This is a genomic window from Leucobacter sp. Ag1, from assembly GCF_000980875.1.
GTDB lineage: Bacteria > Actinomycetota > Actinomycetes > Actinomycetales > Microbacteriaceae > Leucobacter > Leucobacter iarius.
This window is the reverse complement of the sequence record NZ_LAYO01000105.1, coordinates 24,826-38,641: the sequence shown is the minus strand read 5'-3', so window position 1 is coordinate 38,641 and position 13,816 is coordinate 24,826. Positions and strand designations below refer to the sequence as shown.

General features: G+C 69.6%; 12 protein-coding genes and 1 tRNA gene. 7 read left to right on the top strand and 6 right to left on the bottom strand.

Annotated features, from left to right (window positions below; all coding sequences use genetic code 11):
• Positions 1-42: 42 nt before the first annotated feature.
• The gene (locus XM48_RS12465; RefSeq protein WP_046456155.1) at positions 43-648 is read left to right on the top strand and encodes a TetR/AcrR family transcriptional regulator; all 606 of its coding nucleotides are present in this window, start codon (positions 43-45) and stop codon (positions 646-648) included.
• Here XM48_RS12465 and XM48_RS12460 read toward each other — a convergent pair.
• A complete protein-coding gene (locus tag XM48_RS12460) occupies positions 641-2,194 on the bottom strand; it encodes an amino acid permease (RefSeq protein WP_046456154.1) in 1,554 nt (517 codons plus the stop codon). The two genes, XM48_RS12465 and XM48_RS12460, sit on opposite strands and share 8 nt — an antisense overlap.
• A gap of 255 nt (positions 2,195-2,449) precedes the next feature.
• On the opposite strand from XM48_RS12460, the gene XM48_RS12455 reads away from it, so the two are divergent.
• The 5 genes from XM48_RS12455 to XM48_RS12435 all read left to right on the top strand — a co-directional run bounded on the left by XM48_RS12455 (position 2,450) and on the right by XM48_RS12435 (position 7,611).
• On the top strand, positions 2,450-3,820 hold the full coding sequence (locus tag XM48_RS12455; protein WP_046456153.1) for a glutamine synthetase family protein: 1,371 nt from the start codon (positions 2,450-2,452) through the stop codon (positions 3,818-3,820).
• Positions 3,821-3,848: 28 nt separating this feature from the next.
• On the top strand, positions 3,849-4,610 hold the full coding sequence (locus XM48_RS12450) for a gamma-glutamyl-gamma-aminobutyrate hydrolase family protein (RefSeq protein ID WP_231580877.1): 762 nt from the start codon (positions 3,849-3,851) through the stop codon (positions 4,608-4,610).
• Entirely contained in the window at positions 4,607-5,962 is a 1,356-nt protein-coding gene (locus XM48_RS12445; protein ID WP_046456151.1) for an aldehyde dehydrogenase, read from the top strand. Before XM48_RS12450 ends, XM48_RS12445 begins: the two co-directional genes overlap by 4 nt.
• A 39-nt stretch (positions 5,963-6,001) precedes the next feature.
• Positions 6,002-6,793, top strand: a complete 792-nt coding sequence (locus XM48_RS12440) for a 3-oxoacyl-ACP reductase (protein WP_197074207.1) — start codon at positions 6,002-6,004, stop codon at positions 6,791-6,793.
• Between the two features lie 89 nt (positions 6,794-6,882).
• Positions 6,883-7,611 (top strand): FadR/GntR family transcriptional regulator, encoded by a 729-nt coding sequence (locus XM48_RS12435; RefSeq protein ID WP_046456150.1) that lies wholly within the window; start codon positions 6,883-6,885, stop codon positions 7,609-7,611.
• 430 nt (positions 7,612-8,041) lie between these two features.
• Here the strand turns inward: XM48_RS12435 and XM48_RS12430 are convergent.
• A tRNA-Pro gene (locus XM48_RS12430) sits at positions 8,042-8,115 on the bottom strand.
• 93 nt (positions 8,116-8,208) lie between these two features.
• Here XM48_RS12430 and XM48_RS12425 point away from each other — a divergent pair.
• Positions 8,209-8,973 (top strand): HAD-IIB family hydrolase, encoded by a 765-nt coding sequence (locus XM48_RS12425; RefSeq protein ID WP_046456149.1) that lies wholly within the window; start codon positions 8,209-8,211, stop codon positions 8,971-8,973.
• Between the two features lie 83 nt (positions 8,974-9,056).
• Here the strand turns inward: XM48_RS12425 and XM48_RS12420 are convergent, their stop codons facing one another.
• The 4 genes from XM48_RS12420 to XM48_RS12405 all read right to left on the bottom strand — a co-directional run bounded on the left by XM48_RS12420 (position 9,057) and on the right by XM48_RS12405 (position 13,814).
• Positions 9,057-10,562: a malate:quinone oxidoreductase gene (locus XM48_RS12420; protein WP_046456148.1), complete on the bottom strand. Its 1,506-nt coding sequence runs from the start codon at positions 10,560-10,562 to the stop codon at positions 9,057-9,059.
• 11 nt (positions 10,563-10,573) lie between these two features.
• On the bottom strand, positions 10,574-11,899 hold the full coding sequence (gene radA / locus XM48_RS12415) for a DNA repair protein RadA (protein ID WP_046456147.1): 1,326 nt from the start codon (positions 11,897-11,899) through the stop codon (positions 10,574-10,576).
• Positions 11,900-11,985: 86 nt separating this feature from the next.
• The gene (locus XM48_RS12410; RefSeq protein WP_046456146.1) at positions 11,986-13,056 is read right to left on the bottom strand and encodes an HTTM domain-containing protein; all 1,071 of its coding nucleotides are present in this window, start codon (positions 13,054-13,056) and stop codon (positions 11,986-11,988) included.
• The gene (locus XM48_RS12405; protein ID WP_046456145.1) at positions 13,053-13,814 is read right to left on the bottom strand and encodes a DUF5819 family protein; all 762 of its coding nucleotides are present in this window, start codon (positions 13,812-13,814) and stop codon (positions 13,053-13,055) included. The genes XM48_RS12410 and XM48_RS12405 overlap by 4 nt, the downstream gene beginning before the upstream one ends.
• Between the last annotated feature and the right edge of the window lie 2 nt (positions 13,815-13,816).

Genomic DNA, 13,816 nt, shown 5'->3' with positions numbered 1-13,816 from the left:
TATTCATCGGATTCCCACCAAGCACCGGTCTAGGGTGTGTGCATGAACCAGGGCCGACCGCGCGATACCGATATCACCGAACGAGTGCTCGAACTCGCCCGCGCGCAGCTGCTCGACGGCGGCCTCGCGGCGCTCAACTACGACGCGCTGGCGGTCGGTGCCGGCACGAGCCGCACCGCGATCTACCGACGCTGGCCGAACCGCACCGACCTCGCGCGCGACGTGGTCGAGGCCTCGACCCTTCCCTGGGTCAGGCCCGAGACCGGATCCGTCGTCGAGGACCTCGTACAGCACTCCATGCAGAACGTGCTCAACCAGCAGATGGTGCTCCGCGGCCGCGACGCGTCGTCGCTGTGGCTCACGATCCTGAGCCCCGAGATCCTCGACCACTTCATGGAGCGCATCGGCCGCCGCCGCAGGGATCTCGGCCGCGAGATCATCGCGGCGGGCATCTCGCGCGAGGAGCTCCCCGCCGATACCGACGAGGAGCTCCTGCTCGATACGCTCGCGGGGCTCGCGCTCTTCCGCAGCGTCGTCGCCCGACGCCCGGCGGCCGAGCACGAGATCCGCACCGTCGTGCGATCCCTGTGCGAGACTCCGCCCCGTCGGGGTGCGGCGCACCCCGACGGGCCGGCGACGACTACCTGACGGGGTCGTCGATCCCGTCCTGGGCCAGCAGCTCCTCCTCGACCTCGCCGCCGTAGCCCTCGGACTGCGGGTCCCCGTGCAGGCCACCCGAGACCGCGTACTCCTCCTCCGGCGAGAGGATCAGCCGGTGCCGGGTGTAGACGCCGAACACGATGAGCCCGATCGCGTAGACGATCGCGATCGCGACGATCGCCGGGCGGAACGTCTCGTTCAACAGGAAGCCGAGGAAGATCAGCGCCGAGATCACGGCCGCGGCGCCGGCCCCGAACACGCCCCACGGGCTCAGGTAGGGCCGCTTCGCGTTCGGGTACTTCCTACGCAGGATGATGAAGGACAGCATCTGCATGAAGTAGGCGACCACCGCTCCCCACACCGCGATGTTCAGCACGACCGCGCCGCCGACGCCGCTGCCGCCGCCCGTCAGGTCGACGACGACGAGCGCCGCGAAGCCGATGAGCGCGCCCGCAATGAGCGCCACCCAGGGGGTCTGGCGCTTGCCCGTGAGCGAGAGGAACTTCGGGTAGTACCCGGCGCGCGAGAGCGAGTACAGGTTGCGCCCGTAGGCGAACATGATGCCCTGCAGCGAGGCCAGCAGGCCGAACAGCGCGAAGAGCGCGAGCAGACCGGCGACCCAGGCGAGGTCGTCGCCGAGGATCTTGCGGAAGCCGTCGAGCAGCGGCTCGCCAGCCTTACCGGTGTCCTTGGCTCCGAGCACCGCGGTGTTGAGGAACAGCACGAGCAGGCCGGTCACGATGAGGGTGCCGCGCGCCCAGAGGCCGGCGCGCGGGATGTCGCGGACCGGGTTGTGCGATTCCTCGGCCGCGAGCGGCAGCTCCTCGATGCCGAGGAACAGCCACATGGCGAACGGCAGCGCGAAGAGGATCGGGAGCACGCCGTGCGGCAGGAACTCGCTCTGCCCCGGATCGGGCGCGATGTTGAAGAGGCTGCCCCAGTCGGCCGAGCCGCTGAAGAGCGCCATCGCACCGAACAGCACCAGCACGCCGATCGAGATGAACGACACGACGATCGCGAACTTCAGCGAGATGGAGGCGCCCGCCGTGTTGAGCCCGACGAAGGCTGCGTAGAGGATGATCCACCACACCCAGGTCGGCAGCGAGAAGCCCATCAGCCCCTCGGTGACGCCGTTCGCGTAGCCCGCCGAGAAGTAGACGATCACCGCGGTGGTCGCGACGTACTCGATGGACTCCGCGAGCCCGGTGACGAAGCCGCCCCAGGGTCCCATCGCCGCCCGCCCGAACGAGTAGGCGCCGCCCGTGTGCGGCATCGCGGCCGCCATCTCGCCGATCGAGAAGACGAGCCCGTAGTACATGACGACGAGGATCGCGAAGGCGATCATCATGCCGCCGAAGCCCGCCGCCTCGATCCCGAAATTCCAACCCGAGAAGTTGCCCGAGATCACCGCGCCGACCGCGAGGCCCCAGAGCCCCCAGACGCCGGCGGAGCGCTTGAGCTGGCGCTTCTCGAAGTACCCTGCCTCCGCCGTGGTGTACGTCACCCCGGAGACCTTCAGCGTGTCCTTGGCCATGCCGGCCCCTTTCACTTCGTTGTGAACGGTCCGCCCAGAAGCTGCATCTTTGCGGCGCGTCATGATGACTATAACCGCCTATTGGTACTTCACAACAACCTTTTTCGAGCATCTTTTCGGATCGAATCCGGCGCGAATCGAGCCTCGGCGTGATGTAATGGTCGGAGTTCCGACCATTCGGGATCGCGGCCCCCGAGTCGCGGCCGTAGGATGGCACCGCACCCCCGACTCTCGACGATGAGCAGAAGGAGAACCATGATCCCCGCGAGCGGAAACCTGACACCCGACGAGCTGCGCGGAGCCGTGAGCTCCGGCGAGATCGACACCGTCATCATCGGATTCACCGACATGCAGGGCCGCCTCGTCGGCAAGCGGGTCTCGGCCCGGTTGTTCGTCGAGGACACGCTCGAGCACGGCGCCGAGTGCTGCAACTACCTCCTCGCGGTCGATGTCGAGCTCAACACCGTGGACGGCTACGCGCTGACGAGCTGGGAGCACGGCTACGGCGACATGGCGATGATCCCCGACCTCTCGACGCTGCGCCGGATGCCCTGGCTGCCCGGCACCGCGATGGTCACCGCCGACCTGACGACCGCGAACGACCACACCCCCATCGAGGTCGCGCCGCGGCAGATCCTGCGCCGCCAGGTCGAGCGGCTCGCCGCGCACGGCTTCGAACCCTTCGTCGGCACCGAGCTCGAGTTCATCGTCTTCGACACCGACTACCGCACCGCCTGGCGCCAGCGCTACAACGACCTCACCGCGGCGAGCGACTACAACACCGACTACGCCCTCCAGGGATCGACCCGCCTCGAACCGCTGCTGCGCGATATCCGCACCTCCATGGACGGAGCCGGGATGTACTGCGAGGGCGTGAAGGGCGAGTGCAACCTCGGCCAGCAGGAGATCGCGTTCCGCTACACCCACGCGCTCCCCACCTGCGACAACCACTCGATCTACAAGAGCGGCGCGAAGGAGATCGCCGAGGCGCACGGCAAGAGCATCACCTTCATGGCGAAGTTCAACGAGCGGGAGGGCAACAGCTGCCACGTGCACACGAGCCTCCGCTCGGAGTCCGGCGAACCGCTGTTCGTCGACGGCACCGCCCCCGACGGCATGTCGAAGCTGTTCCGCCACTACCTCGCGGGCCAGCTCGCCGCCCTGCGGGAGTTCACCCTGCTCTACGCCCCGAACATCAACTCCTACAAGCGCTTCGCCGAGGGCAGCTTCGCCCCCACCGCCGTCGCGTGGGGCCACGACAACCGGACCTGCGCGCTGCGCGTCGTCGGTCGCGGCATGGGCATGCGCGTCGAGAACCGCGTGCCGGGCGGCGACGTGAACCAGTACCTCGCGGTCGCCGGCATGCTCGCCTCCGGCCTCGAGGGGATCGAGCAGGAGCTCGAGCTCGGCGAGCCGCTCGCCGGCAACGCCTACGCGAGTGGCATCGAGCGCGTGCCGAGCACGCTCGCCGAGGCGGCCGACCTCTTCGAGGTATCCGCGCTGGCCCGCCGGGTGTTCGGCGACGAGGTCGTCGAGCACTACGTGCACGCGGCGCGCGTCGAGGTCGCGGCGTTCAACGCGGCGGTCACGGACTGGGAGCGGGTGCGCGGCTTTGAGCGTCTCTGAGTCCCGGGTTTCGAGCACGGCCGGCGCCGTGCGCCCCCTGATCGGCATCACCAGCTACCTGGAGCAGGCGCAGACGGGCGTCTGGGACGTCCGCGCGTCGTTCCTGCCGAAGGTCTATCTCGACGCGGTCACGGACGTCGGCGGGATCGCGATCGTGCTGCCGCCGCAGCCGGCGGATCCCGAGGTCGCCCGCAGCATCGTCGCGTCGCTCGACGGGCTGATCCTCTCGGGCGGCGCCGACGTCGATCCCGCCCGCTACGCGCAGGAGCCGCACGAACGGACCGGTGCGCCCCGCACCGACCGCGACAGCTTCGAAGCGGCGCTGCTCGACGCGGCCATCGAGGCCGAGCTCCCGTTCCTCGGCATCTGCCGCGGCGCGCAGGTGCTCAACGTCGAGCGCGGCGGCACCCTGATCCAGCACCTCCCCGACGCGGTCGGCGACGACCGCTACCAGCTCGGCGACGGCGTCTTCAACCCGATCGAGGTCGAGGTCGACGAGGGATCCCGCCTTGCCGGTCTGCTCGGCGAGGATCCGCGCGCACGGGCCCACCTGTACCACCACCAGGCGATCGACGAGGTCGGCGACGGCCTCACCGTCACCAGTCGCACCGCGGACGGCGTCATCGAGTCGATCGAGCTCGATTCCGTCCCGTTCGGCGTCGCCGTCCAGTGGCACCCGGAGGAGAACCCCGAGGACCGACGGATCTTCGAGGGCCTCGTCCGCGCCGCACGGGAGCACCGCGCGTCCCGCGCACCGTCCACCGCAGCCCCCGCGAAGGAGCAGCCATGAGCTACACCGTCATCAATCCCGCCACCGGCGAGGCCGTCACCGAGGTCGCCCACCTCGACGTGCCCGAGACCGATGCCGCCATCACCGCGGCGGTGCGTGCGCAGCGCGACTGGGCGAAGGTCGCGCCCGCGGATCGCGCGAAGGCGCTGCGCCGCTTCGCGGACGCCGTCGACGCCGACCTCGAGCGCCTGGCGCAGCTCGAGACCGCGAACTCCGGGCATCCCATCGGGCAGTCGCGCTGGGAAGCCGGGCACGTCCGCGACGTGCTCGAGTACTACTCGGCCGCCCCCGAGCGCCTCATCGGCAAGCAGATCCCGGTCGCCGGTGGCATGGACGTCACGTTCCACGAGCCGATCGGCGTCGTCGGGGTGATCACGCCGTGGAACTTCCCCATGACCATCGCCGCATGGGGATTCGCCCCGGCGCTGGCGGCCGGCAACGCGGTCGTGCTGAAGCCCGCCGAGTGGACGCCGCTCACCAGCCTGCGCCTCGGCGAGCTCGCGCTCGAGTCCGGGCTGCCCGAGGGCCTGTTCCAGGTGCTCGCGGGCCGCGGATCCGTCGTCGGCGAACGGTTCGTCACCCACCCCGATGTGCGCAAGCTCGTGTTCACCGGATCCACCGCGGTCGGCAAGCGGATCATGGCCGGCGCGGCCGAGCAGGTGAAGCGGGTGACGCTGGAGCTCGGCGGCAAGAGCGCCAACATCGTGTTCGAGGACGCCGACATCGAACGCGCCGCCGCGACCGCGCCCTACTCGGTGTTCGACAACGCCGGGCAGGACTGCTGCGCCCGCAGCCGCCTGCTCGTGCAGCGCAGCGTGTACGACCGATTCATGGAGCGCTTCGAGACGGCCGTGCAGGGCGTCAAGGTCGGCGACCCGACCGACGAGTCGACCGAGGTCGGCCCGCTCGTGACGCAGGCCCACAAGGAGAGCGTGGCCGCGTTCCTCGACGAGGACGCCCCCGTCGCCTTCCGTGGGTCCTGCCCCGACGGCCCGGGATCCTGGTTCGCGCCCACCGTCGTCACCCCCGAACGCGGATCGCGCGTCGCGACCGAGGAGATCTTCGGGCCCGTCGTCGCCGTCCTGCCGTTCGACGACGAGGCCGACGCGATCCAGCTGGCCAACGCCACCGAGTTCGGGCTCAGCGGCTCCATCTGGACGCAGGACCTCGCCCGCGGCATCCGCACGGCGCGCGCCGTCGAGGGCGGGAACCTCTCCGTCAACTCCCACTCCTCGGTGCGCTACTCGACCCCCTTCGGCGGCTTTAAGCAGTCCGGCCTCGGCCGCGAGCTCGGACCCGACGCCGCCGAGCACTTCACCGAGACGAAGAACGTCTTCTTCGCCACCGAATAACCCGTCTTCTTCACGCACGACACTTCAGAAGGAAGCACCATGAACGACATCACCCCGATCGACCTGACCCAGCGGCTCGCCGGGAAGGTCGCCGTCATCACCGGCGGCGCGAGCGGCATCGGCCTGGCCACCGCCCGTCGCATGCGCGCCGAGGGCGCGACGATCGTGATCGGCGACATGAACCCGGCGGCCGGCGAGGCCGCCGCGGCCGAGGTCGGCGGCCTGTTCGTCCAGGTCAACGTGACCGACGAGGCCCAGGTGAACCACCTGTTCGACACCGCCGCCCGCGAGTTCGGCTCCGTCGACATCGCGTTCAACAACGCCGGCATCTCGCCCGACGACGACGATTCGATCGAGATCACCGAGCTCCCCGCGTGGGAGAAGGTGCAGGACGTGAACCTCAAGAGCGTCTACCTGTGCTCCCGCGCCGCGCTGCGGCACATGACCGCGCAGGGATCCGGCTCGATCATCAACACCGCGTCGTTCGTCGCCGTGATGGGATCCGCGACCTCGCAGATCTCCTACACCGCGTCGAAGGGCGGCGTGCTCGCCATGACCCGCGAGCTCGGCGTGCAGTTCGCCCGGCAGGGCATCCGCGTGAACGCGCTCTGCCCCGGGCCGGTGAACACCCCGCTGCTGCAGGAGCTGTTCGCGAAGGATCCGGAGCGCGCGGCCCGCCGTCTCGTGCACGTCCCCGTCGGTCGCTTCGCCCGTCCCGAGGAGCTCGCGGCCTCGGTCGCGTTCCTCGCGAGCGACGACGCGTCGTTCATCACCGCGTCGACGTTCCTCGTCGACGGCGGCCTGACCAGCGCGTACACGACCCCGCTCTGAACCGCGCCCCGAGGCCCGGGCGACGACGCGCGTCGTCGCCCGGGCCTCGGCGTACACTCGCAATGGACCGAACGGCAGGAGGAGGATCGATGCATCCCTCGGCAGACGGCGTCGAGCTCCTGATCCGGGCCGAACGCCCCACCAACGCCTACGAGGAGACGGTGCAGCGGCTGCTGCAGTCGATCCGCCTCGGCATGATCGGACCGGGCGAGCGGCTGCCCGCCGAACGCGATCTCGCGGCGATGCTCAAGGTCAGCCGCGATACCGTGCGCGAGGCGCTCGCGACGCTCACCGAGGCGGGCCTCGTGCTCTCGCGCCGCGGCCGCTACGGCGGCACCTTCGTCGTCGACGCCCTGCCCGACGAGTCCGCCCTGCGCCCCGCCCACGCCGAACTCGGCGAGGCGGAGGTCGAGGATACGACCGTGCTGCGGCGCGTGCTCGAGGTCGGGGCCGCGCGCGAGGCCGCGGCCCGCGACCTGACCGCCGACGAGCGGGCCGCGCTCGCCCGCGCGCTCGAGGAGTGCCGCGCCTCCGACGACGCGAACCACCGCCGACTCGACTCGCGCCTGCACCTCCTCATCGCGGAGCTCTCGGGCTCCCCCAGCCTCGTCCCCCTGGTCGCGGACCTCCGCACGCGCGTCAACGCGCTGCTCGACGAGATCCCGATGCTCCGCCCGAACCTCTCGCACTCCGACGCGCAGCACGAAGCCATCGTCTCGGCGATCCTCGCCGGCCGCCCGCAGTCCGCCGCCGAGGCCATGCTCGAGCACATCGAAGGATCTGCGGCGCTGCTGCGCGGCTTCCTGTCGAGCCGCTGACGGCGAGGTCGGCGGGGCAGCTCGGTCGGCTGGGCTGTTCGGCGGGCGGTCGGGCTCCGGGTTCGGCCTGCGATCGCCGGTTCGCTGGATCACCGGTTCGACGACTGGACCTCGAACCGACGACTGGACGCCCAACTGCCGTGCGACTCGCCGTCCACTCGTCGCGCAGGTGTCCAGTGGCGCCTACGAGATCGATGCCGGAACGAGCGGAGACGGGGCCGGTGCCTGTGGAGGCAGCACCGGGGCCGACTTCCCGGGATGTCATCGGAGTCGACGCGGACGTTCCCCGGCGCCGGCGCACCCGCACCACACCCGTTCTCCTTCGTCATCGTGTCCGAAACGTGTCTGCACCATCGAGACCACTCGCCCCGAAAACTCAGAAAGCCCCGGAGCGCCCGCAGAAATCTGCGGAAGCTCCGGGGCTTCTCAGTCGGGATGACAGGATTTGAACCTGCGACCCCGTCGTCCCGAACGACGTGCGCTACCAAGCTGCGCCACATCCCGATTGCGCCGAGGCGCAGGGAACAGCTTAGCGTGCTCCGGGGTGCAAACGGAAATCGGGGCGTTCGGGCGTGTGGCGCATGGGAGACTGGAGCAATGCTTGCCCAACCGCTGCCCGACCTGATCGCATTCGACCTCGACGACACCCTCGCGCCGTCCAAGTCGCCGCTCGAGCCCCGCATGCTCGCCGTGTTCGAACGGCTGCTGGACCGCACCTCGGTCGCGGTCATCTCGGGCGGCAACTTCGAGCAGTTCGAGAACCAGCTCGTCTCGCAGCTCGGCGACGCCGCGGAGGACGCCCTCGAGCGCCTGCACCTGCTCCCCACCTGCGGTACGCGCTACGAGCGCCGCAGCGCCGGCGTCTGGCAGACCGTCTACCGCGAGGAGCTCACCCCCGAACAGCGGGACGCCGCCTTCGTCGCGCTCCGCGAGGAGGCCGAACGCCTCGGCCTCTGGGAGGCGAAGCCCTGGGGCGAGATCCTCGAGGATCGCGGCTCGCAGGTCACCTTCTCAGCCCTCGGCCAGCGGGCCCCCGTCGACGCGAAGCACGCGTGGGATCCCGACGGCACGAAGAAGAACACCCTGCGCGCCGCCGTCGCCGATCGCCTGCCCGACCTCGAGGTGCGCAGCGGCGGATCCACCTCCGTCGACATCACCCGTCGAGGCATCGACAAGGCCTACGGCATGCGCAAGCTCACCGAGCAGACGGGGATCCCCCTCGACCGCATGCTCTTCGTCGGCGACCGCCTCGACCCGGACGGCAACGACTACCCCGTGAAGGCAATGGGCGTGCGCTGCCACGCAGTCACCGGCTGGGAGGACACCGCGCACTACCTCGAGCAGCTGCTCGCGGAGCAGTAGACAGCAGCCGGGCGGGCGCGGGACCGCGAAACGCCAGAGGGGCGGGATCCGGTCGGATCCCGCCCCTCTGGCGTTGAAGCTCGTTACTCGGCCGCTGCGGCCTCGACCTGCTTCGGCAGCAGCCCGAGCACGGCGCCCGTCTCGGCGAGCGTCTGCGCGGCGAGAGCCGCATCGTGGTTGACGCCCGTGCCGTAGGCCGGGATCTGCGCCAGGAACTCGTCGCGCCAGCGGGCCTCGAACTGCTCGGGGAAGCACTTCTGCAGCACGCCGAGCATGGCGTGCACCGCGGTCGAAGCTCCCGGCGAAGCGCCGAGCAGGCCGGCGATGGTGCCGTCGGCGCCCGTGATGACCTCGGTGCCGAACTGCAGCACTCCGCCCTTCTTCGGGTCCTTCTTCATGACCTGGACGCGCTGGCCGGCGGTGATCATCTCCCAGTCGCCGCGCTTGGCGGAGGGCATGTACTCGCGCAGGGTCGAGAGCTGCTTCTCGCGGCTCGCCATGAGCTCGGTGAGGAGGTACTTCTCGAGCGAGAACTCGCTGAGGCCGACCCGGATCATGGGCCACAGGTTGTGCAGGCGGATGGAGCCCGGCAGATCCCACCAGGAGCCCTTCTTAAGGAATTTCGGGCTGAATCCGGCGTACGGCCCGAAGAGCAGGCTCTCCTTGCCGTCGACGATGCGGGTGTCGAGGTGCGGGACCGACATGGGCGGTGCGCCGACCGCGGCCTTGCCGTAGACCTTGGCGCGGTGCTCGCGCACGACCTCGGGGTTGTCGCACTTGAGGAACTTGCCGCTGATGGGGAAGCCGCCGAAGCCCTTGATCTCGGGGATCTTGGAGGACTGCAGGAGCGACAGCGCACCGCCGCCGGCACCCACGAAGACGAAGCGCGCGTTGACGGTGCGCTTGCCGAAACCGGCACGGTTGCGCACGGTCACATCCCAGGTGCCGTCGGCACGACGGCGCAGCTTCTTGACCTCGTGCCCCAGGTTGACGGTGACGCCCTGGTCCTCGAGGTGGCTGATGAGCTGGCGGGTGACCGCGCCGAAGTCGACGTCGGTGCCGCTGAGCGAGCGCGTGGCCGCGAAGACCTCGTCCTTGCTGCGGCGCTCGACGAGCATCGGGGTCCACTCGGCGATCTGCTCGGGGTCGTCGCTGAACTCCATGTCGGAGAACAGCGGTTCCTCCTTCAGGAGCTCGTAGCGTCGGCGCAGGTAGTCGACGTTCGACTCGCCGCGCACGAAGGTCATGTGCGGGGTCGCGTTGATGAAGCTGGAGGGCTCGCCGAGCACGCCCTGCTTGACCAGCGAGGACCACCACTGGCGGGACAGCTGGAACTGCTCGTTGATGTCGATGGCCTTCGCCGCCGACAGGCTGCCGTCCTTGCCCTCGGGCATGTAGTTGAGCTCGCACAGGGCCGCGTGGCCGGTGCCCGCGTTGTTCCATGCGTTGGTGCTCTCGGTCGCCACCTCGGTGCGCGATTCGAACAGCTCGATGCTCCAGTCGGGCTCGACCTGGGAGATCATGGTGCCGAGGGTGGCGCTCATGATCCCGCCACCGATGAGGACGACGTCTACCGTGTTGTTGCTCACGATCCTCGATTCTACTCCCCGAGCGCGAGCGCTCTCGCCCGTGCGAGGGTTCCGCTGTCGGAATCGACGAGTCTGCGGTATCCGAGTCGCTGCGCCTCGGCGCGCCGCTGCTCGCCGCCGACGACCGGACGGACCTCGCCGGCCAGGCTGATCTCGCCGACAGCGGCGAGTTCGTGCGCCAGCGGCTGGTCGGTGATCGCCGACAGCACCGCCAGCGCGATGGCGAGGTCGGCCGCAGGTTCTGCGAGGCGGACGCCGCCGACCGTGGAGACGTAGACGTCCTTGTCGTGCAGTTTGACCCGTGCACGGCGCTCGAGCACCGCGAGCACCATGGCCACGCGCGCGCTGTCGACGCCGCTGGTGACGCGCCTCGGGTTGGGCGCGGTCGTGCTGGCGACGAGCGCCTGCACCTCGACGGGGATCGCCCGGCGCCCCTCGAGCGCGATCGTGGCGCAGGTGCCGCTGACCGGCTCCGTGCTGCGACTGAGGAAGAGCCCGCTCGGATCCGGCACCTCCTGGATTCCGCTGCCGCTCATCTCGAAGCAGCCGACCTCGTCGGTCGGGCCGAATCGGTTCTTGAGGGTGCGCAGGAAGCGCAGGGTGGATCGGCGGTCCCCCTCGAAGTGGCACACGACGTCGACGAGGTGCTCGAGCAGCCGCGGGCCCGCCACGTTGCCGTCCTTCGTGACGTGACCGACGAGGATGACGGGCACACCGTGTTCCTTCGCCACCCGGATCAGCGCCGCAGCGACCTCGCGCACCTGCGCCGGGCCGCCCGCACCGCCGTCGACCCGATCGCTCGCGAGCGTCTGCACCGAATCGACGATGACGAGCTCGGGCTGCACCGCCTCGATGTGCCCGAGCACCGTCGCGAGATCGGTCTCGCTGGCGAGGTAGAGCGTGTCGTGCAGGGCGCCCGTGCGTTCGGCGCGCATGCGGATCTGCCCCGTGGATTCCTCGCCGCTCGCGTAGAGCACCCGCCCGCCGCGTTCGGCCGCGCGCGCCGCGGCATCGAGCAGCAGGGTCGACTTGCCGACGCCGGGTTCGCCAGAGAACAGCACCGCGGCGCCCGGCACGATGCCGCCGCCGAGCACCCGGTCGAGCTCGCCGATGCCGGTGGGACGGTGCCGCACGGGCTCGCCGATCAGCTCGGTGATGGGCCGCGCTTCGCGCCCCGACGAGGGCGCCGAGGCCTGCACCGTACGCGCCAGCGTGGCGCCGGGAGTACCCACGACCTGCACCGTGCCCCACTGCTGGCACTCGCCGCAGCGCCCGACCCACTTGGGTGCGCGCCAACCGCACTCGGTGCACGCGTAGCCGCCGCTCGATTTCGCCATGCGGCGAGCCTATCCGGGACCGCCGACATCGATCCCGGAGACGGCGATGGCGGCCCGTGCGCGATGCACGGGCCGCCATCGGCTGGTCAGGCCGAGACCTCGACGGGCGCCTTCGTCGGCGGACTCGCCGCACGCCCCATCGCTGACCTCCAGCGATCCTTCACCCCCTGGCTCACCTTCTGCCAGCTGCGGTCGCGGATGAAGATCGAATCGATCGCGATCATCGTCAGCGAGAACCACGGCAGGCCCATGAGCACCGCGATGGCGATGTGGAAGCCGAGGATCCCGAACAGGGCGATGATGCGCGTGGGGCGCGACAGCAGCGCGAGCGGGAACGCGACCTGCAGGATGATCGATCCCCAGGAGGCGACCGCGACCATCGGCCCCCAGGTCGTCACCAGATCGCTGAGCACGGGCCAGGTGCCGAAGCGCATGGTGTGCAGCGGGTTGTAGACCGCGTAGCCCTCCGACCAGGGACTGCCGCTGGCTTTGTAGAGGCCGCCCGACGCGTACACGAACATGACCTGCGCGGTCAGCGCGATCAGCGCGAGGTTGTGCAGGGCGTTCCCGATCTGCCGGGGACCGCTCTCCTCGGCGAACCACTCCCGCTTCGCGCGTCTGCGCGCATCCAGCGACCAGCGGGCGGCAGGATCCGCGAAGAACAGCAGGATCATCGCGATGCGGAACATGTTGTCGCCCTGATCGCCGACCATGTCGTTCGCTTCGATGAAGCCGACCCAGCCGACGAAGAAGATCGGCAGGACGATGCGGAACCGCCATCCCAGGATGAACAGCACCGCGAGCGCCATCAGCGCGACGTAGCAGACCGTGTAGAGCACGGCGTCTCCGGCAACGGCGTGGAACAGGCTGAAGATCCAGATCTTCGGGAAGTCGCTGACGGGCTCGGCGAGCTCCCCGTTCCACGCGGACCCCGGCCCGAACGTGTACAGCCGCGTCGAGAAGTTCGCCAGCAGGAGCCCGAGCCCGGTGGCTCCGAACAGGATCCGGGTGACCGCGAGACCGTAGAGGGACTTCTTGCTGACGAGCAGCCAGTTCTCGAAGAACGCGAGCCCCTTGCCGATCGTCACGATCGGGGTTCGGACCGCGACGACGATGAGGCTCCAGACGAATGCGCCGAACTGCGCGACCCGGTTCATTTGCTCATCCGTTCGTACTGCGCGCGGAACACGTCCGCGAAGTCCTGATCGCTCTGGCCGGGCTCGGTCACCAGCGGGCGCCAGCCCGGCAGGATCACCGTCGGAGCGGGCCTCTCGGCCTTCGGATCGTTCCGCTGCGCGAACGGGATCACGTTCTGCCGGCTCACTCGGTACTGCACGCGCTCGACGCCCTCGCCCCAGATCGCCTTGGCCACCTGAGTCGCGTAGGCGGTCGACATGTGCTCCTGGCCGAGGTAGGTGCTCATCTGGTCCGAGGTCACCGAGACCCCGGAGTTGCCGTTCGCCGCGGCCTTCTCATCGAGCTTGTCGTAGAGGGCCGTCTCCCACTCCGCATTCGAGTAGTCGCCGCCCACGAGCTTCTGCTGGTCCGCGTTGAGCGCGTCGAACGCCGATTTGTAGTTCGACGCGACCTCACTCGACTGGATCCCCGCTCGAGGCGGGAAGAGGTTGTAGCGGATCATCGAGATCTCGACGTCGGTGGCGCTCACCCACCCCGTCGTGACCTCCTTGCCGTCCTGCTTGATGACGGCGCGCACGTTGAAGTGGTAGTCGCCGTTGATCGGCTCGGGAGCGAACACGCTCCACGACTGCCCGAAGAACGGGATCATGTACGAGGTGAGGAGGTTCCCGGGAACCACCTCACGCGCATTCGCGGAGTAGGGCGCGATCCACAGGAACGACGCGAACACCTGCCAGGCGGTGAGGAGCACCGCTCCCCAGGCGATGACGCGGACCACCG

Excerpts from the sequence above, each read along its gene's own strand:
- XM48_RS12465 (WP_046456155.1), top strand. The coding sequence starts at position 43 with ATGAACCAGGGCCGACCGCGCGATACCGATATCACCGAACGAGTGCTC.
- XM48_RS12460 (WP_046456154.1), bottom strand. The coding sequence starts at position 2,194 with ATGGCCAAGGACACGCTGAAGGTCTCCGGGGTGACGTACACCACGGCG.
- XM48_RS12455 (WP_046456153.1), top strand. The coding sequence starts at position 2,450 with ATGATCCCCGCGAGCGGAAACCTGACACCCGACGAGCTGCGCGGAGCC.
- XM48_RS12445 (WP_046456151.1), top strand. The coding sequence starts at position 4,607 with ATGAGCTACACCGTCATCAATCCCGCCACCGGCGAGGCCGTCACCGAG.
- XM48_RS12440 (WP_197074207.1), top strand. The coding sequence starts at position 6,002 with ATGAACGACATCACCCCGATCGACCTGACCCAGCGGCTCGCCGGGAAG.
- XM48_RS12435 (WP_046456150.1), top strand. The coding sequence starts at position 6,883 with ATGCATCCCTCGGCAGACGGCGTCGAGCTCCTGATCCGGGCCGAACGC.
- XM48_RS12425 (WP_046456149.1), top strand. The coding sequence starts at position 8,209 with ATGCTTGCCCAACCGCTGCCCGACCTGATCGCATTCGACCTCGACGAC.
- radA (WP_046456147.1), bottom strand. The coding sequence starts at position 11,899 with ATGGCGAAATCGAGCGGCGGCTACGCGTGCACCGAGTGCGGTTGGCGC.
- XM48_RS12410 (WP_046456146.1), bottom strand. The coding sequence starts at position 13,056 with ATGAACCGGGTCGCGCAGTTCGGCGCATTCGTCTGGAGCCTCATCGTC.